The sequence below is a fragment of the Arthrobacter sp. KKT183 genome, assembly GCF_055657625.1.
Genome location: NZ_CM145770.1, coordinates 1,884,790 through 1,907,640, shown reverse-complemented (window position 1 = coordinate 1,907,640; position 22,851 = coordinate 1,884,790). Strand labels below are relative to the sequence as shown.

General features: G+C 62.4%; 20 protein-coding genes. 14 read left to right on the top strand and 6 right to left on the bottom strand.

The annotated features are described in order from the left end of the window. Nucleotides 1–86: 86 nt before the first annotated feature. Nucleotides 87–533, bottom strand: coding sequence for a type II toxin-antitoxin system PemK/MazF family toxin (locus tag ACZ2GY_RS09110; protein ID WP_277357089.1), 447 nt, complete (start codon nt 531–533; stop codon nt 87–89). Nucleotides 534–679: 146 nt separating this feature from the next. On the opposite strand from ACZ2GY_RS09110, the gene lepA reads away from it, so the two are divergent. Next, nucleotides 680–2,533, top strand: a complete 1,854-nt coding sequence (gene lepA / locus ACZ2GY_RS09105) for a translation elongation factor 4 (protein ID WP_346028416.1) — start codon at nt 680–682, stop codon at nt 2,531–2,533. Between the two features lie 27 nt (nt 2,534–2,560). Next, nucleotides 2,561–3,790 carry a radical SAM family heme chaperone HemW gene (gene hemW, locus ACZ2GY_RS09100; protein WP_471671724.1) on the top strand — a complete coding sequence of 410 codons (1,230 nt, stop codon included), beginning with the start codon at nt 2,561–2,563 and terminating at the stop codon, nt 3,788–3,790. 4 nt (nt 3,791–3,794) lie between these two features. Here hemW and ACZ2GY_RS09095 read toward each other — a convergent pair whose 3' ends face one another. Then, nucleotides 3,795–4,226 carry a DUF4870 domain-containing protein gene (locus ACZ2GY_RS09095; protein ID WP_056549484.1) on the bottom strand — a complete coding sequence of 144 codons (432 nt, stop codon included), beginning with the start codon at nt 4,224–4,226 and terminating at the stop codon, nt 3,795–3,797. 119 nt (nt 4,227–4,345) lie between these two features. Continuing rightward, complete coding sequence (locus tag ACZ2GY_RS09090; RefSeq protein WP_277357091.1) at nt 4,346–5,197, bottom strand: DUF3097 family protein; 852 nt, start codon at nt 5,195–5,197, stop codon at nt 4,346–4,348. A gap of 144 nt (nt 5,198–5,341) precedes the next feature. On the opposite strand from ACZ2GY_RS09090, the gene hrcA reads away from it, so the two are divergent. The 3 genes from hrcA (at nt 5,342) to ACZ2GY_RS09075 (ending at nt 8,323) form a co-directional block, all read left to right on the top strand. Continuing rightward, nucleotides 5,342–6,358, top strand: a complete 1,017-nt coding sequence (gene hrcA, locus ACZ2GY_RS09085; protein WP_056549616.1) for a heat-inducible transcriptional repressor HrcA — start codon at nt 5,342–5,344, stop codon at nt 6,356–6,358. Nucleotides 6,359–6,424: 66 nt separating this feature from the next. Further along, on the top strand, nt 6,425–7,552 hold the full coding sequence (gene dnaJ, locus ACZ2GY_RS09080) for a molecular chaperone DnaJ (protein WP_277357092.1): 1,128 nt from the start codon (nt 6,425–6,427) through the stop codon (nt 7,550–7,552). Nucleotides 7,553–7,567: 15 nt separating this feature from the next. Further along, nucleotides 7,568–8,323: a 16S rRNA (uracil(1498)-N(3))-methyltransferase gene (locus ACZ2GY_RS09075; protein ID WP_471671723.1), complete on the top strand. Its 756-nt coding sequence runs from the start codon at nt 7,568–7,570 to the stop codon at nt 8,321–8,323. 7 nt (nt 8,324–8,330) lie between these two features. Here ACZ2GY_RS09075 and ACZ2GY_RS09070 read toward each other — a convergent pair whose 3' ends face one another. After that, nucleotides 8,331–9,293 carry a GerMN domain-containing protein gene (locus ACZ2GY_RS09070; protein WP_277357094.1) on the bottom strand — a complete coding sequence of 321 codons (963 nt, stop codon included), beginning with the start codon at nt 9,291–9,293 and terminating at the stop codon, nt 8,331–8,333. A 383-nt stretch (nt 9,294–9,676) separates the two neighbouring features. Between ACZ2GY_RS09070 and ACZ2GY_RS09065 the strand changes: the two genes are divergently transcribed. From ACZ2GY_RS09065 to ACZ2GY_RS09045, 5 genes are all read left to right on the top strand, one after another. Then, nucleotides 9,677–10,723 carry a PhoH family protein gene (locus ACZ2GY_RS09065; protein WP_082566156.1) on the top strand — a complete coding sequence of 349 codons (1,047 nt, stop codon included), beginning with the start codon at nt 9,677–9,679 and terminating at the stop codon, nt 10,721–10,723. Next, on the top strand, nt 10,713–11,186 hold the full coding sequence (gene ybeY, locus ACZ2GY_RS09060; protein WP_277357095.1) for an rRNA maturation RNase YbeY: 474 nt from the start codon (nt 10,713–10,715) through the stop codon (nt 11,184–11,186). Before ACZ2GY_RS09065 ends, ybeY begins: the two co-directional genes overlap by 11 nt. Before the next feature lie 31 nt (nt 11,187–11,217). After that, entirely contained in the window at nt 11,218–12,537 is a 1,320-nt protein-coding gene (locus ACZ2GY_RS09055; RefSeq protein WP_277357096.1) for a hemolysin family protein, read from the top strand. Beyond that, nucleotides 12,534–13,463, top strand: a complete 930-nt coding sequence (gene era / locus ACZ2GY_RS09050; protein WP_277357097.1) for a GTPase Era — start codon at nt 12,534–12,536, stop codon at nt 13,461–13,463. The genes ACZ2GY_RS09055 and era overlap by 4 nt, the downstream gene beginning before the upstream one ends. 109 nt (nt 13,464–13,572) lie before the next feature. Next, entirely contained in the window at nt 13,573–15,099 is a 1,527-nt protein-coding gene (locus tag ACZ2GY_RS09045; protein WP_277357098.1) for an LCP family protein, read from the top strand. Between the two features lie 7 nt (nt 15,100–15,106). Here ACZ2GY_RS09045 and ACZ2GY_RS09040 read toward each other — a convergent pair whose 3' ends face one another. Beyond that, nucleotides 15,107–17,056: a M13 family metallopeptidase gene (locus ACZ2GY_RS09040; RefSeq protein WP_277357099.1), complete on the bottom strand. Its 1,950-nt coding sequence runs from the start codon at nt 17,054–17,056 to the stop codon at nt 15,107–15,109. A 230-nt stretch (nt 17,057–17,286) separates the two neighbouring features. Here ACZ2GY_RS09040 and leuA point away from each other — a divergent pair, with 230 nt between their 5' ends. From leuA to ACZ2GY_RS09025, 3 genes are all read left to right on the top strand, one after another. Next, nucleotides 17,287–19,017 (top strand): 2-isopropylmalate synthase, encoded by a 1,731-nt coding sequence (gene leuA, locus ACZ2GY_RS09035; protein WP_277357100.1) that lies wholly within the window; start codon nt 17,287–17,289, stop codon nt 19,015–19,017. A 74-nt stretch (nt 19,018–19,091) separates the two neighbouring features. Then, the gene (recO, locus tag ACZ2GY_RS09030) at nt 19,092–19,841 is read left to right on the top strand and encodes a DNA repair protein RecO (RefSeq protein ID WP_056549506.1); all 750 of its coding nucleotides are present in this window, start codon (nt 19,092–19,094) and stop codon (nt 19,839–19,841) included. Further along, on the top strand, nt 19,838–20,629 hold the full coding sequence (locus ACZ2GY_RS09025; RefSeq protein ID WP_277357101.1) for an isoprenyl transferase: 792 nt from the start codon (nt 19,838–19,840) through the stop codon (nt 20,627–20,629). The genes recO and ACZ2GY_RS09025 overlap by 4 nt, the downstream gene beginning before the upstream one ends. Here ACZ2GY_RS09025 and ACZ2GY_RS09020 read toward each other — a convergent pair. Continuing rightward, nucleotides 20,626–21,696: an alpha/beta hydrolase gene (locus tag ACZ2GY_RS09020; protein ID WP_471671722.1), complete on the bottom strand. Its 1,071-nt coding sequence runs from the start codon at nt 21,694–21,696 to the stop codon at nt 20,626–20,628. The two genes, ACZ2GY_RS09025 and ACZ2GY_RS09020, sit on opposite strands and share 4 nt — an antisense overlap. 65 nt (nt 21,697–21,761) lie before the next feature. Between ACZ2GY_RS09020 and ACZ2GY_RS09015 the strand changes: the two genes are divergently transcribed. After that, nucleotides 21,762–22,838 (top strand): quinone-dependent dihydroorotate dehydrogenase, encoded by a 1,077-nt coding sequence (locus ACZ2GY_RS09015; RefSeq protein WP_346028256.1) that lies wholly within the window; start codon nt 21,762–21,764, stop codon nt 22,836–22,838. The last annotated feature ends 13 nt before the right edge of the window (nt 22,839–22,851 follow it).

The window sequence follows — 22,851 nt, the reverse complement described above, 5'->3', positions numbered from 1 at the left end:
AACGGGCGCGGCTTCGCGCTCCGGGCGCGTCCGGAGGATCCGCGCAGCTACATCAAGGCGCGCTCGTCCAGCAAGGGCCGCTCGTTTCAGGAACGTTCCTCATACCGGGACATGACGCGGTTGAAAAGCAGACGGTCCAACGTCGCGCCGATCCGACGCACGGCTCCGGGGTCGATCGTCAGGAGGCGTTTCACATAGACCTCGCTGGGCCGGCCTCGGCGGTCCCAGGACCCGCTACCTATGTCCACATAATCGTCGTGCCGGCTCCGGGCATTATTGCGGTCCCGGGAGGTGAGCATGAGTGCGAGCAGCGAGCTGCCATCCCTGCCGATAATCAGCACGGGTCGGTCCTTGCCCTGGCTCGGATCGTCCTCGTACGGCACCCAGGTCCATACAATTTCGCCGGGGTCGGCAGTGCTTCCCGGCTCCGGCGCATAGGCCTCTGGAGTGTTGCGCTGCGTGGCGGGGCGGGAAGCGATCGACTTCAGTGCCGCCTTGGCAAGACGGAACAGTGACTGTCCTAGTGAGGTCATCCGGCCAGCGTACCGGCCAGATTGCGGGCTCGAGACGTCCCCATGGGACAATGGAGACTGTACTTTCCGCGCGGGCTGCAGCCCCGGCGTCGTCGTCGTTCTTCCGCGGATTTTCCAAACTGTCCCACAAAGTAAGAGGTACGTCAGTGTCACCCATGGCCCGCACAGCTCCGGTGCCCGCTGCCACGGATCCCGCGATCATCAGAAATTTCTGCATCATCGCCCATATCGACCATGGCAAGTCCACCCTTGCGGACCGGATGCTCCAGCTCACCGGTGTGGTGGAGCAGCGGGATATGAAGGCCCAGTACCTGGACCGCATGGACATCGAGCGTGAACGCGGGATCACCATCAAGTCGCAAGCGGTCCGCCTGCCCTGGGAACTCGACGGCGTCAGCTACGCGCTGAACATGATCGACACTCCCGGCCACGTCGATTTCACCTACGAGGTTTCGCGGTCCCTTGCGGCATGCGAGGGCGCGATTCTGCTCGTGGACGCCGCGCAGGGGATCGAAGCGCAGACGCTCGCCAACCTGTACCTTGCCATGGAGAACGACCTCACGATCATTCCGGTGCTCAACAAGATCGACCTCCCGGCCGCGCAGCCCGAGAAGTACGCAGCGGAGTTGGCGAACCTGATCGGCGGCGACCCCGAGGACGTGCTGCTGGTCTCGGGAAAGACGGGCGTCGGTGTGGAGGCACTGCTGGACAAGATCGTGAGGGACCTTCCGTCGCCGGTCGGGGATGCGAATGCGCCGGCCCGTGCAATGATCTTCGATTCCGTCTATGACACCTACCGCGGCGTGGTCACCTATGTCCGTGTGGTCGATGGCCACCTGAGCCCGCGTGAGCGCATCCAGATGATGTCCACCCGCGCCAGTCATGAACTGCTTGAGATTGGTGTCAGCTCGCCGGAGCCTACGCCGTCCAAAGGTCTTGGCGTGGGTGAAGTCGGTTACCTCATCACCGGGGTCAAGGATGTCCGGCAGTCCAAAGTCGGTGACACGGTCACCAATCTCGCGAAGCCGGCTGCGGCGTCGCTGAGCGGGTATGCGGATGCCAAACCGATGGTCTTCTCGGGGCTGTACCCACTCGACGGCGCAGACTATCCGGTGCTTCGTGATGCCCTGGAAAAGCTGATGCTCAATGATGCCGCGCTGATCTATGAGCCGGAGACCTCCGCGGCCCTGGGGTTCGGTTTCCGCGTGGGCTTCCTCGGCCTGCTGCATCTGGAAATCACCCGGGAACGCCTCGAGCGTGAATACAACCTGAGCCTGATCTCCACAGCACCCAACGTCGAGTATGAGGTGACGCTCGAGGACAAGAACGTCGTCCATGTCACCAATCCCAGCGAGTACCCCGTGGGCAAGATCGCTGCAGTTCGCGAACCAATGGTTTCCGCGACCATCCTTGCACCCAATGAATTCGTCGGCGCCATCATGGAACTGTGCCAGAGCCGGCGCGGCGTGATGGGCGGAATGGACTATCTTTCCGAGGACCGCGTGGAGATCCGGTACCGGCTTCCACTGGCGGAGATCGTCTTCGACTTCTTCGACATCCTCAAATCGAGGACCCGCGGGTATGGGTCCCTCGATTGGAAGGCCGACGGCGATCAGGTGGCGGATCTGGTCAAGGTGGACATCATGCTCCAGGGGGAACAGGTGGATGCCTTTTCCGCGATCACCCACCGCGACAAAGCCTATGCGTACGGTGTGATGATGACGGGTAAACTGCGCGAGTTGATTCCGCGGCAGCAGTTCGAGGTGCCGATCCAGGCGGCCATCGGGTCACGGATCATTGCGCGGGAGAGTATCCGGGCCATCCGCAAGGATGTCCTCGCCAAGTGCTACGGCGGTGATATCACCCGGAAGCGAAAGCTGCTGGAGAAGCAGAAGGAAGGCAAGAAGCGGATGAAGATGGTCGGACGCGTCGAAGTGCCCCAGGAAGCGTTCATTGCCGCCCTGTCGTCGGATGAATCGAAGGACAAAGCCAAGAAGTGACGACGGCGCCTATCAGGGAACGCAGCATTGCCTAGTACTTTGCCCCTCGGTGAGCCTGCACCGGCCGACGGGCGGCTGCCTCCATCAGCTGTTGCCGGTTCACGGGACCGTGCTTTCGGACTCTACGTCCACATCCCCTTCTGTGCGGTCCGTTGCGGGTACTGCGACTTCAATACCTACACGGCTGCTGAGTTGGGTGGGGGAGCGTCGCAGGCCAGTTATGCACTCACGGTCGAGCGGGAGCTCGAATTCGCCGCGGGAGCGCTTGCGCAATCCGGCATTGCGCAGCGCGCGCTGAGCACGGTGTTTTTCGGTGGCGGCACGCCCACGCTGCTTCCGTCGCAGGATCTTGCACGGGTTCTGCAGACGGCGAAAAACGTATGGGGCCTCGCACCCGGGGCCGAGGTGACAACGGAAGCCAATCCGGATTCGGTGACCCCTGAATCACTGGCGGAACTGGCCCGGGCAGGCTTCACGAGGGTGTCCTTCGGCATGCAGTCCGCAGTACCGCATGTCCTCGCCGTGCTCGACCGCACGCACGCTCCGGAGCGGGTCCCCCTGGCGGTTGAATGGGCACGCGCTGCGGGTTTGAAGGTCAGTCTCGACCTGATCTACGGAACACCCGGTGAGGAGTTGTCGGACTGGGAGAGCTCCCTCGAAGCGGCGCTCACCCTGGAACCGGATCATCTGTCTGCGTACGCGCTGATCATCGAGGACGGCACCGCCCTGGCCCGGCGGATCCGCCGCGGTGAGGTGCCGATGGTCGACGACGACGACCACGCGGACAAGTACGAAATTGCTGAGAACATGCTTCGTGGGGCCGGAATGTCCTGGTATGAGGTAAGTAACTGGGCCCGCACTGGCGAGGATCAGTGCCGCCACAACATTGCGTACTGGAAAGGCCACGACTGGTGGGGAGCCGGTCCGGGCGCCCATTCCCACATGGGCGGCACACGGTGGTGGAATGTCAAGCATCCCGCCGCCTATGCGCAGCGCCTGGACACCGGCGCATCGCCCGCGGCCGGCAGAGAAGTACTGGACGAAACGGCTCGCTACGTCGAGGACGTTCTCCTACGCTCACGGTTGGCCGAGGGGTATCCGGTGGCTGACCTCCAGCCGGAGGGACGTCACGCGGTGGCCGGGTTGATCGCGGACGGGTTGATAGAGCCGGCGGATGCTTTCAAAGGTGTTGTGCGCCTCAGCGGACGGGGACGGCTGCTCGCTGACGCCGTCGTCCGGCGGTTGTTGCCGAACTGAGCGGCTAGTGGAAAATCCTCAGGTTGAAGGGGTAGCGGTACGGCTTGCCCCGGTTGACGTGGATACCGGCCGCAACGGAGAACGCTGCCAGCATCACCCAGATGAGCGCATTGAGGACGGCGAAGATCCCGCCGATCCCGGGTATCAGGGACAGCAGCAGGCAGATCCCGGCAATGATGCTTGGCGGGAAAGTGAAGTTGAACGCTTCCTTCGATTCCTGCTCGGTGAAGGCGCCCCGGTCGCGGAAGATCAGAAAAATGATCAGCGACGGCACAAACCCCAGGATGCCGAGGAAGTGGGACAGCGTTGCCCATTGACGGTCTTCCGACGGACTCAGCGGTGGCGCACTGGAACTGGCACCCTGGAACGCGGGATCAGAGTCCCGGGGCGCCGGTCGTGACTGGGCGTCACCGTGCCGGTCTGCGCTGTTAGGCAACGGTACTTCCTTCGGGCTGTTCGGACTTCACCGCTCACACAAGCGGAACTTACTTCCTCAAGGGTACTTGGTGTACCGGCCGGGCGCAGTCGCGTGTGCCGCGACGAAGCCTTCAATGGCTATGCGCCGGCTCCCGGTGCAGTGAGGAAATCGATGACTTCCTCGACGCGCCCGAGCAGCGTCGGTTCGAGATCAGCGTAGGTGCTGACGCCGTTGAGGATGCGCTTCCAGCCGTTCGCGGCATCCGCCTGCGTGGAGTGCGGCCAGCCTAACCGGCTCAATATCCCCGTCTTCCAGTCCTCGCCGCGGGGTATTACCGGCCAGGCATCAAGACCAAGAGCACGCGGCTTCACAGCCTGCCACACATCGACGTAGGGGTGCCCGACAATCAGTACGTTCCCGGCGGCGCCCGCCACCGTCATCGCCCCGGCCGCGATCCGGGCTTCCTTGGTGCCGGGCAGTAGATGATCGACGAGGATACCCAGGCGGCGTCCGGCGGAGGGAGCAAAGTCCCGCACGGCTGCTGCCAGATCGTCTACGCCATGCAACGGCTCCACCACGATGCCCTCAACCCGCAGGTCGTCTCCCCACACCTTCTCCACCAGCTCGGCATCGTGTTTGCCCTCGACCCAGATCCTGCTGGCCCGAGCCGTGCGCGCCCGCGCTCCGGCAACCCGGACAGAGCCCGACGCCGTTCTCAGCTGTGCTGCTGACTGCGCGCGGGCAGGAATCAGTTCCACCGGCGAACCTTCATGGTGGAAGCCGAAGCCGAGCGGAAAAGTGCGTCGCTTGCCGCGGCGGTCCTCAAGGACCATCACGTGCATCCCACCTGCCTTCTCCGTGCGCAGGATCTCCCCGACGAATCCGCTCTGCACGTCTTCAAGGACGACGCCGGGACGGGCTTCGACCTTGGCGGCCGGGGCGGCCCGGGGTCCGGTAAGATCCTGTGCTCCCCACTCGTGATACGACATGTGACTTCGCTCGCTTCCACAAATCCCTGCCTTCGGAACAGGCAGAGCCAATGCTAACAATCGCCTCGATCGTATTAGACTTGGCACTTAGGTGTGTTGAGTGCTAACTCAGAAACAGGGCAGGAAAGTACATCGGAGGTGAACATGAGCGAACCCAGGCGGCTTGAAGTCCTGCGGGCCATCGTTGAGGATTACGTCCATTCCCGCGAGCCGGTGGGATCCAAGGCGCTGGTCGAGCGCCACAGGCTGGGCGTATCTTCGGCAACAATCCGCAATGACATGGCACTTCTGGAAGAAGAGGGCCTGATCACAGCCCCGCATACCAGTTCCGGCCGCATCCCGACCGACAAGGGTTATCGGTTGTTCGTCGACCGGATCGCCGAGGTCAAGCCGCTGTCGGCCCCGGAAAAGCGGGCTATCCGCGCACTCCTCGAGGGCGCAGACGATCTCGACGACGTCCTCGACCGCACCGTCCGTCTGCTCGCCCAACTCACCAATCAGGTTGCGGTCGTGCAGTACCCGCACCTGGGCACGGCGTCCGTCCGCCACATCGAACTCGTGCTGCTCGCTCCCGGTCGCGCGCTCGTGGTGCTGATCTCCACGAACGGCGCTGTGCAGCAGCGCGTAGTATCCGTGCCCGCCGAGGCACAGGAAAATGACCTGGCCGACCTGCGCCAGCATTTTCTGGAAAGGGTTTCCGGTGTTCGTCTGCCGTCGGTTCCCCAGGAACTCGGTGCGTGCATTGCGGATCTTCCCCCCTCGCTGCAATCTCTCGGCCAGGCAATTGGACACAGCCTGGAACAGTTGTCAGCCGCTAACAGGGAAGACCGGATCGTGCTGGCGGGCACGGCCAACCTCGCCCGCTCAACCCTCGACTTTCCTTTAACCATTGGTCCGGTCCTGGAAGCGCTTGAGGAACAGGTTGTCATGCTTCGGTTGCTTTCCGAGATGGGGCAGGATGCTCTGGGCATCTCGGTCCGCATCGGCCGGGAGAACCCGTATGGCGGTTTGGCCGAAGCCTCCGTGATTGCTACCGGCTATGGACCGGATTCACTGGCAAAGGTGGGAGTGCTTGGCCCCACGAGAATGGATTACCCGACCACCATGGCCGCCGTGAGAGCGGTGGCCCGCTACCTTTCCCGCATCCTCGATGAATCTTGACCGGATGACGGAGCCCATGAAGCCCAGCCGTTCACGCGGTGAGATAACAGGAAGTGATGTGCAGGAGTGAGTAATCACTACGAGGTCCTTGGCGTTGCACGCGACGCCAGCGGCGAAGAAATCAAGAAGGCATACCGGAAGCTTGCCCGCAAGCTCCACCCGGACGTCAACGTCGGCACGGAAGCAGCTGAGGAGTTCAAGCTCGTCACGCGCGCGTACGAGGTACTCTCGGATCCCCAGAAGCGGCGCGTCTACGACACCACCGGTAATGAAAACGGCACCGACAATGGATTCGGTGCCGGTTATTCCGGCTCGGGCTTTGCGTTCCAGGACATTTTCGAGACATTCTTCGGCGGAGGCGGTCCCAGCGGCCCCCCATCCCGAACCCAACGCGGTCAGGACGCGTTGATAGCCGTCCGGATCGATCTGAAGGATGCGGTCTTTGGTACCAACAAGAAGATCGAGGTAGATTCAGCGGCGGTGTGTCCTACCTGCGATGGATCCTGTACCCAGCCGGGTACTTCCCCGCGAACCTGTGATATCTGCGGCGGATCCGGTCAGGTGCAGCGTGCGGTTCGGTCCATCCTCGGTCAGGTAATGACGACGGCGACCTGCGGCACCTGCCAGGGGTACGGAACCGTCATCCCGCATCCCTGTAACGAATGCAATGGGGATGGCCGCATCCGTTCCCGCCGAAGCCTCACCATCAAGGTGCCCGCGGGTGTCGCTACAGGTACCCGTATCCAGCTCGCCGGCCAGGGCGAGGTCGGCACGGCCGGCGGTCCCCAGGGCGATCTCTACGTAGAGATTCGGGTCAACAGCGACTCGACCTTCCTTCGTGAGGGCGACGACCTTCACGCGACCCTGAGCGTGCCGATGACAGCTGCGGCCCTCGGCACCAACGTGATAATGAAGAGCTTCGACGGTGATCAGGAACTCACGATCAAGCCCGGCACGCAGTCGGGCGAAGTGATTACCCTTCGCGGCCTTGGGGTGACCCACCTGCGCGGATACGGCAGAGGGGACCTGCTGGTGCATTTGAGCGTGGAAACGCCGCGGAACCTCGACAGCGGACAGGAAGAACTGCTTCGGCGCCTTGCGGAAATGCGCGGCGAAGAATTTACCGAGGGCCAGCTGGCGAGCAGCGGATCAGGAGTTTTTGCCCGCCTTCGTGAACGCCTCGGGAATTTATAGCCGGGTTATCGGACAATGACCAACCAAGCCTTCTTCGGCGATCCGGCCGATGTGCAAACCGCTGCCGTCGGCGGCAGTCTGACGCTGCGCGGTCCGGAGGCGCATCATGCCGCAGCCGTGAAGCGGGTTAGGCCGGGTGAAGAGATCGATGTCCTTGATGGAGAAGGACACCGCTTGAGCTGCACCGTTGTCGAAGCAACTCACGGTGCAGTGGTGGTGACCGTGGACAGACTCTCATTCGATTCGCCTCCCGCGATGCGGCTGGTCCTGGTGCAGGCGTTGGCGAAGGGGGACAGGGCGGAACTGGCAGTTGAGGCGGCGACGGAACTCGGTGTTGACGCGGTGCTTCCCTGGCAGGCGGATCGAAGTATCGTACGGTGGCGTGCCGAGAAGGCAATCAAAGGCCGTACCAAGTGGGACTCCCTCGTTCGTGCCGCATCGAAGCAGAGTCGGCGCGCACGTGTGCCGGAGGTACTCGATGCGCTGGACACCAAGGGCCTGGGACACTGGCTGGGCGGCGTGCAGCACCCGGTTGTGCTACACGAGGAGGCGAGCGAGTCGCTCGCGGAATACTGGGGTCGGAGTACGTTAGCAACGTCGGAAACGCTGGCCGTGATTGTGGGTCCGGAGGGCGGTATCAGCCCCGAAGAGCTCGGTGTATTGGCCAACGCAGGGGCGGTTCCGGCGCAACTTGGTACCAACGTACTGCGAGCTTCAACAGCGGGACCCGCGGCCATCGCGGTACTGAATCACCTGGCCGGACGCTGGTAGCTGCGCGTCAGCGGACGCTGATCAGTTTGTCATCGGTCACCACGCCGGCGGCCGGGCCTGCTTCGGCGGATGGGCCGGCGGCTTCGTACACCTCGAGGAGAAAAGTTCCCGCCTCCAGCGCAACGCTGAACTCGTATAGTCCGACAGCGCCGGTTCCAGCGTCCACGGGAACCGTTCCGCTGACAACATCTTCGGCGGGGACCCCACCGCCATCTACGCGCCGCACCCGCCACTCAAGGGCAGCATCCGTCGTCGTGGTGCTGCCCTGGACTATAACCGTTCGATCGGAGCGGACTGAGCTGTCCTGCGGGTTGATGATCCACACGGGCGCAATAGCGCCGACGTCCCGTTGGAGCAAGGAACTCAGCTCGATGTGTCCAAAAGCGCTGTAGCCCGCTTTGCCGTCCACCAGCAGGCGGACACTGCTGGGACTTCCGCTTGCAATCAGACCGGAATTGGCGGCTGCAGCCGTTGCCGTGTAGACAAGCTGCTGCACCGCACGCCCGGCGACTGCTGCATCGATGCCGGTGGTAAAGGCGTCCGAGGAGATGTCGATCGTGACCACATTGTCGAGTGAAATCGAAGTGTTGACAGCCGATGCTTCCTGCCACGGGCTGTAGTAATCGTCATCGAGCGGCTCCGCGCTGGTCATCGCCCACACGGCAGCAGCAATCGGATCTCCAGTTGACTCAGCAGGAAGGAACTCGCGATAGAGGAGCCCGTTGGCATCTCCGAGCCAGTAGACAGGAAGGAGCGGGGCGGCGTCCGGGGCCGCGGGACTTTGGAGATCGATTTCGGGCAAGCTGGCAGTCGACTCCAGCAACACTTCTGCCTCTGCTGCGATCTCGGAGGTCGGCTCATTCTGCCCGCCGATCGTGCAGGCCTGCAGGCCCAACGCCGCGGCGACGAGTATGGATCCCTTCCACCGGCGCCCGGAGGTCCGTCGGTTGAGGAGAGGAAGAACGCCCATGCGTGTCCGTTCCTCTCATTCGTCGGGCCGATCGATTGTCGTGCAGCGTAGGTCTGGGCGTCGCCAATCAGTGGTGACGCCAACAGGAACCGGAACTGCACGGAGTTCTACTTCAGCTTTGCATAGGTAGGAGCCCCTGCCCTGTGCTTTTTCCGAATCGCGGCCTGACTGAAACGCTATTGATATCGGTCCGTTGCGTTCCTGAGATTTTTCCGTGCCCGGCCAAACCCCGGCTCCCTTGGCGCCGCATCCAGGTGAGCGGCAACAGGACGGCGGCGGTACGCTAGTAGAAGGCCTCGTCATGGGTCTGAACAAGCACACAACCGGATGAACCGGAAAATTCGGCGGCACAAGGAGAGATGGAAGGCCTACAGGCCGATACTATGACCGATTCTGCAGTGGGTATGGGGGCAGCGGGCCTGGACAGCCGGGTCGTCCAATTCGAATCAGCTGAACAGATGGTGCAGGCCCTCGGAGCCAATGATGAGGCACTGGCCATGATCGAAGGAGCTTTCCCTGGTATCAGTCTGCACGTGCGGGGAAGTGATCTTTCCATCACGGGGCCGGCAACCGACGTTGGGCGCACTGAGCGGCTGATCAGCGAGGTCCGCACGCTTGCCGCCAACCAAACACCGGTGACCGCGCAAGTACTGGAGCAGCTGCTTTTTATGCTCAAGACGCAGGGCGCGGCCAAGCCGGCTGAAGTCCTGTCGATGAACATCCTTTCCTCGCGCGGACGCACCATCCGTCCAAAGACGGTCAACCAGAAGAACTACGTCGAGGCAATAGATACGCACACTATCGTTTTCGGCATCGGTCCGGCGGGTACGGGCAAAACATACCTGGCAATGGCCAAGGCGGTCCAGGCGCTCCAGCACAAGGAAGTCAACCGCATTATCCTGACGCGTCCGGCGGTGGAAGCGGGGGAGCGCCTCGGTTTCCTTCCGGGCACTCTCAACGACAAGATCGACCCTTACCTGCGCCCGTTGTACGACGCGCTGCACGACATGATGGAACCTGATTCAATACCACGCCTGATGGCCGCCGGAACTATTGAGGTTGCGCCGCTTGCCTATATGCGCGGCCGAACGCTCAATGATGCCTTCATCATCCTCGATGAAGCGCAGAACACCACTCCCGAACAGATGAAGATGTTTCTGACCCGTCTCGGCTTTGGTTCGCGGATGGTGGTAACCGGAGATGTGACCCAGGTCGATCTGCCCGGCGGGACCAGTTCAGGGCTCAGGATAGTCAGTGACATCCTGCAGGGTGTCGAGGATGTTGCGTTCTCCACACTGGATGCCACCGACGTCGTGCGCCACCGGCTGGTGGGAGACATCGTGTCCGCCTACAGCCGGTGGGATGAGTCACAGAGAGTGGCTCTGAACGGACGCCGCGGTCCAGGGAAGGCGACCCGTAATGAGCATTGAGGTGAATAACGAGTCAGGCTTCGAGGTGGATGATGAGGCGCTGGTCAGGCTCGGTCGCCACGTGCTTGAGCGTCTCTTTGTGCATCCGGAGTCGGAGCTGTCGATCATCCTCGTTGACATTGACGCCATGGAAAAGCTTCACATCGAATGGATGGACGAGCCGGGGCCAACCGATGTTCTGTCCTTCCCCATGGACGAGTTGAGGCCTGGTACGGCCACGCGTCCCACGGATTCGGGCATTCTGGGAGATGTCGTCCTCTGTCCAGAGGTGGCCCGGACCCAGGCGGACAACGCCGGACACAGCATGAACGAGGAGCTGCTCCTGCTCACAACCCACGGCATGCTTCACTTGTTGGGGTTCGATCACGCTGATCCGGAAGAGGAAAAGGAGATGTTCGGCCTCCAACGCGAGCTCCTGACCGATTTCCTGGGAGGCAAAGCGCCACGGGAAACCACCCAGTGAGACTTTTCCCAGCGTCGAAGCAGTCCATCAGATGATCGTGTTCCTCCTGGCCCTGATGGCAATCGTGTTTGTGTTGATTGCCGCGTTGGTTACGGCTGCCGAAGCGGCTTTCAGCTATCTTCCCCGCCAGGACGCTGAGGCTCATCTTGACGGGCCCAAGGGAGAACCTGTCCGCCGCGTCCTCGAATCGCCCGTAGCACACATGCATGCGCTACGGTTTTGGCGCGTCTGGTTTGAGATGGCCGCCGCAGTCGCCGTTGCGCTTCTTTTTGCTGATGTGCTGGACAACATCTGGGTCGCGGGACTACTGGCCACGGTGACGATGGCCGGCCTCGGGTTTGTACTGGTAGGTGTGTCGCCACGGCAGCTCGGCCGGACCAACGCAGCAACCCTGGTGCCGTTGACCGCCCGCCTGGTTGGTGTCCTGCGGTCTATTCTGGGTCCCGTTCCTCGCTGGTTGGTCGGCATCGGCAGCGCACTGTCGCCGGGGTCTGCCCGGGCTGAGGCGGCGTTTTTCACGGAAGAGGAGTTTCGGGAACTGCTCTCACGTGCCAATGAAGCGGAGATGATCGAGGACAGCGAGGCCGAGTTGATTCATTCGGTGTTTGAGCTGGGAGATACCAAGGTGCGGTCTGTCATGGTGCCGCGCACGGACATGGTGTCGGTCGAGGCCGGATCCACACTCCGGCAGGCGATGTCCCTCTTCCTCAGGTCCGGATACTCCCGAGTGCCCGTAATCGGCGACAATGCGGATGACGTCCGGGGCATTCTGTACCTGAAGGACGTCGTTGCTGTCCTGAACGGAAACAATCCCAGCGATAGGGACCCGGTGGATGGTGTCTGCCGGGATGTCCGCTATGTTCCTGAGTCCAAGCCCGTGGGAGATTTCCTTCAGGAACTGCAGCGCGAATCAACACATGTGGCCATCGTCATCGACGAGTACGGCGGTACGGCGGGACTCGTGACGCTGGAGGACCTGATCGAGGAGATCGTCGGCGAGATCGTCGACGAGTACGACTCCGAGGTACCCGAAATGGAACAGTTGTCCGAGGGCGGATTTCGCGTCAGTGCACGCATGAGCATCGACGATCTGGGTGAGCTGTTCGACCTGGAGCTTGAGGATGATGAGGTTGACACCGTCGGTGGACTTTTGGCGAAGACCCTCGGACGGGTGCCCATCGTCGGGAGCGAGGTCCAGGTCGGTGACATCGCTCTACGTGCGGAACGGGTCGAGGGGCGCCGCAACCGCGTATCCCACATCCTTGCATGGAGGGTCGAACGGCCCACGGATGAGGACGCACGAACAGATCAGGACAACGGATTTTCGAGGGAAACGGTGGAAAACAAATGAGCACGCAGCAGTATCGCGCGGGGTTCATCTCGCTGGTCGGCCGGCCCAACGCAGGGAAGTCAACCCTGACGAATGCACTGGTGGGGCAGAAGATTGCCATCACTTCGGCCAAACCCCAGACCACTCGGCACACCATCCGCGGGATTGTGCACCGGGAGGACGCGCAACTCATCCTGGTCGACACCCCGGGTCTGCATCGACCACGAACTCTTCTCGGCCAGCGTCTCAATGACTTGGTTGCGGATACTCTGGCGGAGGTCGACGCCATTGGGTTCTGCCTGCCCGCCAACGAACAGGTGGGACCGGGTGACCGCTACATTGCGGCGCAACTGGCGCAGCTGTTGCGGAAACCCGTCATCGCTGTCGTCACTAAAGCAGATCTCGTGAGCAAGGAGGCGCTTGTGCGCCAGTTGTTAGCGGTGTCTGAGCTGGGACGCGAGGTGTTGGGCGAAGCGGGGTGGGCCGACGTCGTGCCTGTGTCCGCAGTTGACGGGTACCAGGTAAGCACGGTTGCCGATGTCTTCGCGTCGCACATGCCCCAGTCGCCGCCGCTGTACCCCGATGGTGCTCTCACCGACGAGCCGGAGGCCGTGATGGTCGCTGAGCTAGTGCGGGAAGCGGCGCTTGAGGGTGTTCGTGATGAGCTTCCCCACTCGCTCGCGGTCGTCGTTGAGGAGATCGTCCCGCGCGAGGGGCGCCCCGAAAACAATCCGCTGCTCGATGTCCGGGTGAATCTTTACGTCGAGCGTTCTTCGCAGAAGGCCATCGTCATCGGAAAGGGCGGCGCACGACTGCGCGAGGTAGGGACTGCCGCAAGGAAGAGTATTGAAGCTCTACTCGGCACCAAGGTCTATCTCGACCTCCATGTGAAGATTGCCAAGGACTGGCAGCGCGATCCCAAACAGCTCGTGAAGCTCGGTTTCTAGCCGGTGCTGATCGCCTCGGGGCACTTCAAGCGGCGCTTGCTCGTTGAGCTACAGATGCCCGGAGCACAGGGGCACCAAGTCTTGAATCACATCGAAAGGGCCGAGCGTCATGAGTGAATCCGGCGGTGAGCGGAACGGCTCCCCGGATGGCATCCGTCTGGGGACCGGTGGCCGGCATCTCGGCAAGGGACGTCCGCGCGTCCTGCAGATAGTCGCGATCTCGCTCGTTGCGGTACTCGTGGGTGCCATCGCATTCGTGGCGCTTTCAGTGGTTCGCCTCCAGGGGAATGTAGCCACCGAACCCCTCAACCTTTCCACCGACGGTGAATCCCAGCTGCCCGTCGACCTCAGCAGGGATCCCGTGCAGATTCTAATCATCGGCAGTGACACCCGCGCCGGGCAGGGTGCGGACAGCGAGCCAGAGGATGTCGAGGGTCAGGCGGATGTCATGATGCTCATGACGATGTCCGCGGACCGGAGCAACGTCACCATGGTGAGCTTCCCCCGGGATCTGTTGGTTCCGCTGCCGGCTTGCGAGAACCCGGAAACCGGTGCAACCAGTCAGCCGATGGCGCTGGGACAGCTCAACAGCTCCCTCGCTAACGGCGGTCCCGGCTGCACCGTCGCAGCCATCAACGAAATCACGGGTCTGCAGATCGACCACTTCATGATGGCTGATTTCAACGCGGTGACTGAGCTTTCGAAAGCAGTGGGCGGTGTTGAAGTCTGCGTCAATCAGGCCGTCGACGACGAATTTTCCGGATTGAAACTGCCGGCCGGTACCAGCGAGGTGGAGGGTGAGCAGGCCCTGGCATTCCTGCGCACACGGCATAGCTTCGGCACCGGAGGAGATGAGGGCCGAATCCGCGCGCAGCAGGCTTTCCTGGCGTCACTGGCACGGAAAATCAAGGAGGAAGGCACGCTGAGCAACATCCCGCGCCTCTACTCCATTGCGGAGGCAGTCACTCAGAACCTGACGGTCGACGACGGTCTCGCCGAGATTCCGGAGCTGCTCAAACTGGCAGGGCGCCTGCAGGAGGTTGACCTGGGAAACGTGGCGTTCGTGACGGTCCCCGTTGTGCCCTATGAACTTGACCCGAATCGCCTCGTCCTGGATGAGGACAAGGCTGATGACCTGTTCGCGGCTCTTCGCGCCGACCGGGACATCACCAAGCCGGTACAGGAGCCCTCGCCGTCAGCAAGCGCGAGTCCGGAGACGGACCCGTCGGGCACGCCTGAGCCGACCCCGGAACCTGAACCCACCCCGACCGTCGAAGAGCTCGGTTTCGATCCGGCGTTGGTCCCGCTTACTGTGCTCAACGCTTCCGGCGAATCCGATCGCGGGCAGGAACTGCAGGAAGTGCTGCTCGCAGAGGGCTACGTACAGGCCACTGTCGCTGACGCGGACGATCGTCCGGCTACCCAACTGTTTGTGGGCCCCGGCTACGAGGGAATAGCGCCCGTCATCGCAGAACTGTTCGGTCTGGCTGATGTTCAGGTAATCCCGAGTGCAACAACTGTGGGACTGGAACTATCCGTTGGCAGCGACTTCACCGAGGGGGAGACTATCGAGGCCCAGGGCGTTGCCGGCGACCTGAGCGGCCAGACGGCCGCCCAGGTAACCTGCCAGTCCTGAGCAGCTCCTACCAGATCCTGACCCGTTCCTCGGGCGCAAGCCACAGCTTGTCTTCTTGATCCACCGAAAAAGCACTATGGAATTCGTCGAGGTTGCGCACTACCTGATTGCACCGGAACTCGTTCGGTGAGTGAGGATCGATGGCGATGCGCCGTGCGGCCTCTTCAGGGCGAATGTTCTGGCGCCAGCATTCAGCCCAGGAGTAGAAGAAACGCTGCACTCCGGTCAGCCCGTCAAGAACAGGCGCTTCCGCTCCGTCCAGACTGATGACGTAAGCAGCCAGGCTGATTCCCAGTCCGCCAAGGTCGCCGATGTTCTCACCGAGGGTGAATTTCCCGTTGACCGGATGGTCCGGAGCCTCGGTGGGAGCCAACTCAGAGTATTGACTGACAAGCCGTCCAGTGAGCGCCTCGAATGCCATCCGGTCAGCTTCAGTCCACCAATTGTGCAGCGCGCCCGTACCGTCGAACTGTGATCCCTGGTCATCGAAGCCATGCCCGATCTCGTGTCCGATGACGGCCCCGATCGCCCCGTAATTTGCGGCTGGATCGGCATCGGCGTCGAAAAATGGCGGCTGCAGGATCGCGGCCGGGAAGACAATCTCGTTCATTGTCGGCATGTAGTAGGCGTTCACGGTCTGCGGCGTGAGGTGCCACTCGCCACGATCAATGGGGCCGCCGAGCTTGGCAAGTTGCCGGTCGGTTTCGAACTCGGTCGCTCTGCGCACATTGCCGTACAGGTCACCGGGGACAATCTTCAGTGTTGAATAATCGATCCAGCGATCGGGGTACCCGATCTTCGTGGTGAAGAGACTCAGCTTCTCCAGGGCACGTGCACGTGTCTCGGCGCTCATCCATTCGAGACGGTTGATGCGCTGTTCGTAGGCAGCAAGGATGTTTTCGACCAGTTCCCGCATGGTGGCCTTGTGGGACTCAGGGAAATGCCGCGCCACGTACATACGCCCAACGGCCTCACCCATGGTTCCCTCGACAATCGCGACACCCCGTTTCCAACGTTCCTTCAGCCGTGGCGTACCGCTGAGGGTGGTCCCGTAGAACGCGAAGTGAGCGTCGACGAAGTCGTCGCTGAGAAACGGAGCTGCGTGCAACAGCACCCTGGCAGCCAGCCAGTTTTTCCACACCTCCAACGGGACTTCATCCAGTGCTCGTACCAGAGCCGTGATGTACCCCGGCTGGTTCACGATCAGTTCACCGGGAATCCCGACGCCGGCAGTCAACTCCGTGAGCCAGGTTTCCAGCTGCGGTGCATCCTTGATCAACGTGGCAGTTGTGCGCAGATTGTAGGTGGCCTGTGGATTACGTTTGGTCACCGTGTCCATGTGGGAAGAAGCTAGGCGTGCTTCGAGATCGAAGACGCTCGCCGCCGCAGCACGGCTCTCAGGGCGCCCGGCAAGCTCGAACAGCTGGTGCAGCAGTTCGACATATCCGAGTCGTGCCTCTTCGAACTTCGCCTCCCGGTAGTAGGACTCGTCAGGCAGCCCTAGTCCGGACTGGTAGAGGTGCAGCAGGTAGCGTTCGGGATTTCCTGCGTCGTTGCTGACGTAGGGGAGGACAAGACCGGCTGCGCCGGCCCTCGTGAGTTCGGCGTCGAGGCGGACGATGTCCATGACCGCCGCAGCGCCGTCTATCTCTTCCAGCAGCGGTTGGACGGGAGCGCCGGCCTGCCTGCTGAGATGTTCTGTGTCCATGAAGTCCGCAAACAACGCGCCGAGACGAAAGCGGTCGCCGTCGTCGTCCGTCTCTGCTGCCGCATCCTCGACGATTCTGCGCACGGCCAGTTCAGCTGCATCCGCCAGCTGCGAGAATGAGCCCTCGCGGGCTCGGTCCTCGGGAATGGGAGTGTTTCGTAGCCAACCGCCATTGACATGGCGGAAGAGGTCGTCCTGGGGGCGGACATCGGAATCGATGTTCGCGACATTGATGCCGGATGCGGTCATGAAAGCTCCTTCGTTGGTGCGTCTTCTCATCCTAGGGGCCGTGCTAGTGTTGAATTGTGCGCGCAGAGCTGCTCCTTCTTAGCTGCCGTGGCGGGGCCACACCGACGGGATAGTCAGTCTTTGACTACCGGGTCGCAGGCCGAATCCCCGCTGCGGAGTCTGTGTTGCCGGCCGCCATCCTGTGAAGCAAGAGCCTTATAGGTTCACCAAAGGAAAGGCCCCTCACCGCCATGCGCAACGCACAGAAACCCTCCGGAATGCCGTTCCACAAGTATGTTCCGTTCCAGGATCAGATCACTGTGGAACTTCCGGACCGCACCTGGCCGGACAAGGTCATCACCAAGGCTCCGCGCTGGTGCGCCGTCGACCTTCGGGACGGCAATCAGGCGCTGATCGACCCCATGAGCCCCGAGCGCAAGCACAAGATGTTCGACCTGCTGGTACAGATGGGCTACAAGGAGATCGAAGTAGGTTTCCCGTCCGCCTCCCAGACCGACTTCGACTTCGTCCGCCAGCTCATTGAGGGCGATCGCATCCCGGATGACGTGACCATCCAGGTACTGACCCAGGCACGCGAACACCTGATCGAGCGCACCTATGAATCGATCGAGGGCGCTGACCGCGCGATCGTCCATCTGTACAACTCGACGTCGGTGCTCCAACGCCGGGTCGTGTTCAACCAGGACATGGACGGCATAGTTGATATCGCGCTCACTGGCGCACGGCTGTGCCGCAAGTTCGAGGAGAATGTGGGTGATACCCACATCACCTATGAGTATTCGCCGGAGTCCTTCACCGGTACTGAGCTGGAGTTCGCGGCGCGCATCTCCAACGAGGTTGCCGCCGTGTTCGAGGCGTCCGCCGATCGCCAGATGATTCTGAACCTGCCGGCAACCGTGGAAATGGCGACGCCCAACGTGTACGCCGACTCCATTGAATGGATGTGCCGTAATTTGGCGAACCGGGACGCCGTTATTCTCTCGCTTCACCCCCACAATGATCGCGGCACCGGTGTCGCTGCGGCAGAGCTCGGCTACCTCGCCGGGGCTGACCGCATCGAGGGATGCCTGTTCGGCAACGGTGAGCGCACCGGAAACGTTGATCTCGTGACTTTGGGCATGAACCTGTATGGACAGGGCATCGATCCGCAGATCAACTTCTCCGACATGGATCACATCCGCCGAACCGCAGAATACTGCAACCAACTCAATGTCCCGGAGCGTTCACCCTACGGTGGAGATCTGGTATTCACCGCCTTCTCAGGATCGCATCAGGATGCGATCAAGAAGGGTTTCGAGCGGATGGAGGCAGACGCCGCCGCCGCTGGCAAGACGGTCGAAGAAATCCCGTGGGCCGTCCCGTACCTGCCCATAGATCCGAAGGACATTGGACGCTCATACGAGGCGGTGATCCGCGTAAACTCCCAGTCAGGCAAGGGCGGCGTGGCTTACCTTCTCAAGCATGAGCACAGCCTGGACTTGCCGCGCCGGGCGCAGATCGAATTCTCGGGAGTCGTGCAGCGACGGACAGACACAGTGGGCGGGGAAGTGAGCGGAGCCGAACTGTGGGAAACCTTCCAGGACGAATACCTGCCGTCCCGTAACGGAACGTGGGGCACCTATGTCCTGACCTCCACGAACACCGATACGTCCGAAGACGGCCGATTCAACCTGACGGCAACCCTTCTGGTTGGCGGCGTGCAGCAGCGCCGATCCGCGCAGGGGAACGGTCCTATTGATGCCCTCGTGTCTATCCTCGGTCAGGACGGCGTGGACGTGCGCGTCCTTGACTACACCGAGCATGCATTGTCTTCCGGAGGTAATGCGCGGGCGGCTGCCTATGTGGAGTGCGCAGTCGGGGAGCGCGTCCTCTGGGGTGTTGGAATTGATGCAAACTCGACCATGGCGTCCCTGAAAGCGGTCATTTCTGCGGTGAACCGCGCCATCCGGGATAACAGCTGACGTCAGCGCAGGGCATACGGGAGGGCTTGGCGCGGCGTTGGTCGCGTCCGGCCCTCCGAATGGGAAAATAGAACGTGTCCAGATCATTCGCGTCGCGAACCTACAGGGCGGAAGGCGTCGTCCTTCGCACGTACAAACTCGGTGAAGCCGACCGCATCATCGTGCTTCTGACCAGGGAACACGGTCAGGTGCGCGCTGTTGCGAAGGGTATCCGGCGGACGAGCAGCAAATTCGGAGCGCGGCTGGAGCCGTTCATGACCGTGGACCTTCAACTGGTTTCCGGACGCACCCTCGATGTTGTGACGCAGGCCCAGACACGCGGCGCCTACGGGCATGGAATTGCGTCCGACTATTCCCGCTACACCGCGGCGGCAGCTATCGCTGAAACGGCCGAGAAGCTCACGGACGCGGACGGTGAGTCTGCAGGAGCACAGTACGGCCTGGTCATCGGTGCCCTGTCCGCTCTCAGCAGGGGTCTCCATCCGTCCGAACTGATTCTTGACTCCTATCTGCTACGGGCATTGGCCACGGCCGGCTGGGCGCCGAGCTTCACCGACTGCGCCCGGTGCGGCGCGGCTGGTCCCCATACTGCGTTCTCGGCCGCTTTGGGCGGCGCGGTGTGCGCCTCCTGCCGGCCGCCCGGTTCAGCGTCACCGTCACCCGATGCCATGGCGTTGTTGGGTGCGCTGCTGTCCGGGAACTGGGAGGTTGCGGATACCGCCGAGGCTTTTGCCCGGCGTGAAAGTGCAGGACTTGTCGCTGCCTACGTACAGTGGCATTTGGAACGAGCAGTGAAGTCCCTCAAACATGTGGAGCGCGTGTGACAAAATCCGCCGGCGAACCGTCTCAGCCGTGGCCTCATCCGAGCGGCGAGCGTCCGCCTGCCATCCCCGTGGACCTTGTGCCGGCCCACGTGGCAATCGTGATGGATGGCAACGGACGGTGGGCCAATGAGCGGGGGCTGCCGCGTACGGAGGGCCACCGGGCGGGTGAGGCCGCGCTCCTCGATGTGATCGCAGGCGCCATCGACATCGGGGTCAAGTATGTCAGCGTCTATGCCTTTTCTACCGAGAACTGGAAGCGCTCCCCGGACGAAGTACGGTTCCTGATGGGTTTCAGCCGGGACGTCCTGCGCCGGCAGCGGGATCAGCTCAATGAGTGGGGAGTGCGCATACGGTGGGCTGGACGGCGCCCGCGGCTCTGGCGCTCGGTCATCAATGAGCTTGAGATCGCAGAGGAGCGCACGCGCTCCAACTCGGTGTGTACCCTCACCATGTGTGTCAACTACGGGGGCCGGGCTGAGATTGCCGATGCGGCCAGGGGCATAGCGGAAGACGTGGCGGCTGGCCGGTTGAAGGCGTCATCCGTCTCAGAGAGCACCATCCAGCGTTACCTGGACGAGCCGGACCTGCCCGATGTCGATCTGTTCCTGCGCACCTCCGGCGAGCAGCGGACCTCAAATTTCATGCTGTGGCAGTCCGCTTACGCAGAAATGGTCTTCATGGATGTCCTGTGGCCGGATGTTGACCGCCGTACGCTCTGGAGGGCCGTGGATGAGTACGCTGCGCGGGATCGGCGCTACGGCGGAGCTGTCGACAAAGCCAAGTCCTAGACCTCCGGTATGGGTGAGGCGCTGCTGTAGCACCTTACCCACCGATCGAGATCGGCATACACCTTTCGACGCACCGCCTTTCGCGACAGGAGGGTGTCATGCAGCGCGCCGTCATACCTGCAGACGGTGACGTGAGGCCCCAGCTGCAGGGCACGTTGCGTCATGACGGTCACATCGAGGACGCTGTCCGAGGAGAGCATTGCTTCACTCCACACGGGACTGATGGTGGATCGCGCAGAGGACAGAACCAGCACTGGAAGGTCGATGGAAAGTCCGCGGCGCACCTGCGCGTGTCCGTTCAGGACAGCGGTGAGCCAGCCGGCCCGGATGGGAAAACCGAATTGCGGCCGCCACTGCCCGTTAAGTTCCCACTCGCCCTCGGCAAGGTTGCTTATACTTCGCCAATAGAAGCCGAATTCCGGCAGTTTCAAGCGTGCCTTGGGCCTGAACCGCGTGATCGGCTCGAGGAGCCCCTGCGTGGTGGTGCGCAGTATTGCACTTCCCTGGATGTCCAGCCACGGACTGTTGAGGATGAGGCTCGATACCCGCCCTGGAAAGCGGTTCGCCCACAACGAAGCGACGAGGGCGCCGGTCGAATGCGCCATCAGGGTGACGCCGGACGGCGGCGCGCCCGTTTTGGCCGTGATGTCTTCGGAGAGGGTATCCAGGGCAGCAGCGATGTCGTCGTCGTACTCCGACAGGTCCGTGACGTAACCGGGCGTCTGCCACGGCCGCAGGCTTCGTCCGTACTTCCGCAGGTCCAGGGCGTAGAAGGCAATACCGCGGTCACTGAAGAAGTGAGCCAGTTCGTGCTGGAAGAAGTAATCGCTCCAGCCATGGACGTAGAGCACCGCCTGCGCTGCGGACTCCTGTTCATCGCGTCCGCGTGGGCGCAGGCGCTTCAGCACCACGCGCGCTGCGTCACGCAGGCCGGTCGGCGCAACGACGGCGGGTGGGGTGTAGGAGACGAGCGTGGCCAGGCACGGGCCCTCCTCGTCTGAGCCAACGTGAAGCTCGGTCAGCGCAAATCCGTCGCCCAGGTGGTCCGGCTGCCAGTTGATGCCCATTGGTCGAGGATATCGATGCCAACATCAACTTGGTGAAGCGGCTGCGGGCATGGCAACTTTGACCCATGCGTATTTATCCTGCCTTCTTCCGCGTCGTCTTCAGCGGTATGGACCCTGAGCGCGCGCACCGGATCGGCTTCCGCCTGATCCGGTGGACGGGCAGGACCCCGGTGGGCGGCGTCCTGCGCCGCATTACCGCGCCGCCTGCCGAACTGCAGACTACGGCGTTCGGCGTGACCTTCCCGTCACCGTTCGGGCTTGCGGCCGGTTTCGACAAGGAGGGACACGGCGCCGCCGCGCTGGCTGACCTGGGGTTCGGCCATGTAGAGATCGGAACAATCACTGGGCAGGCGCAGCCGGGAAATCCAAAACCACGGCTCTTCCGGCTGGTCGAGGACCGGGCGGTGATCAACCGGATGGGTTTCAATAACGACGGCGCCGCTGCAGTTGCTCCGCGCATCGCGGCCGCACGCCGCACGCTTGAACGACGCTACCCGTCGGTACGGCCCGTGATCGGCGTGAACATCGGCAAGACCAAGACTGTGGATCTGCGCGATGCGGTCGCCGACTACCGAATATCCGCGACGGCGTTAGCTCCGCTTGCGGACTACCTGGTGGTCAACGTCAGCTCGCCCAACACCCCGGGACTCCGTCTGCTGCAAAGCGTCCGCTCTCTCCGCCCCCTTCTGAAAGCGGTCCGAAAGGCTGCGGATGAAAGCGCCGACCGTCACGTACCGCTGTTGGTGAAGATCGCCCCGGATCTGAGCAATGAGGACATCGAGGAGGTAGCGGCGCTGGCACTGGAGCTGAAACTGGACGGCATCATCGCAACCAACACCACCGTCACCCGGGAAGGCCTTACGACCGATCCGGAAACCGTGATGGCTTGTGGGGTAGGTGGGTTGAGTGGTGCTCCGCTCAAGGCACGTTCGCTTGAGGTACTCACGCGCTTGCGGCAGGCGGCCGGGCCCGAACTGGCCCTGATCTCGGTGGGCGGAGTGGAAACAGCAGACGACGTCGTTGACCGTCTCAACGCTGGAGCTAACCTGGTGCAGGGCTACACCGCGTTCCTTTACGAAGGCCCTTTCTGGGCTTCGTCGATCAACCGCGCGCTGAGGAACCACCCCCGCCTGCAGCGCTGAAGCGGCGCGCGAT

What these genes read in the sequence shown, in the direction of transcription:
- hrcA (WP_056549616.1), top strand. Translation starts at nt 5,342, where the DNA reads ATGAGCGAACCCAGGCGGCTTGAAGTCCTGCGGGCCATCGTTGAGGAT.
- ACZ2GY_RS09110 (WP_277357089.1), bottom strand. Translation starts at nt 533, where the DNA reads ATGACCTCACTAGGACAGTCACTGTTCCGTCTTGCCAAGGCGGCACTG.
- ACZ2GY_RS09015 (WP_346028256.1), top strand. Translation starts at nt 21,762, where the DNA reads ATGCGTATTTATCCTGCCTTCTTCCGCGTCGTCTTCAGCGGTATGGAC.
- ACZ2GY_RS09075 (WP_471671723.1), top strand. Translation starts at nt 7,568, where the DNA reads ATGACCAACCAAGCCTTCTTCGGCGATCCGGCCGATGTGCAAACCGCT.
- ACZ2GY_RS09020 (WP_471671722.1), bottom strand. Translation starts at nt 21,696, where the DNA reads ATGGGCATCAACTGGCAGCCGGACCACCTGGGCGACGGATTTGCGCTG.
- ACZ2GY_RS09090 (WP_277357091.1), bottom strand. Translation starts at nt 5,197, where the DNA reads ATGTCGTATCACGAGTGGGGAGCACAGGATCTTACCGGACCCCGGGCC.
- era (WP_277357097.1), top strand. Translation starts at nt 12,534, where the DNA reads ATGAGCACGCAGCAGTATCGCGCGGGGTTCATCTCGCTGGTCGGCCGG.
- ACZ2GY_RS09045 (WP_277357098.1), top strand. Translation starts at nt 13,573, where the DNA reads ATGAGTGAATCCGGCGGTGAGCGGAACGGCTCCCCGGATGGCATCCGT.
- ybeY (WP_277357095.1), top strand. Translation starts at nt 10,713, where the DNA reads ATGAGCATTGAGGTGAATAACGAGTCAGGCTTCGAGGTGGATGATGAG.
- leuA (WP_277357100.1), top strand. Translation starts at nt 17,287, where the DNA reads ATGCGCAACGCACAGAAACCCTCCGGAATGCCGTTCCACAAGTATGTT.
- ACZ2GY_RS09065 (WP_082566156.1), top strand. Translation starts at nt 9,677, where the DNA reads ATGACCGATTCTGCAGTGGGTATGGGGGCAGCGGGCCTGGACAGCCGG.
- ACZ2GY_RS09070 (WP_277357094.1), bottom strand. Translation starts at nt 9,293, where the DNA reads ATGGGCGTTCTTCCTCTCCTCAACCGACGGACCTCCGGGCGCCGGTGG.
- ACZ2GY_RS09040 (WP_277357099.1), bottom strand. Translation starts at nt 17,056, where the DNA reads ATGACCGCATCCGGCATCAATGTCGCGAACATCGATTCCGATGTCCGC.
- ACZ2GY_RS09055 (WP_277357096.1), top strand. Translation starts at nt 11,218, where the DNA reads ATGATCGTGTTCCTCCTGGCCCTGATGGCAATCGTGTTTGTGTTGATT.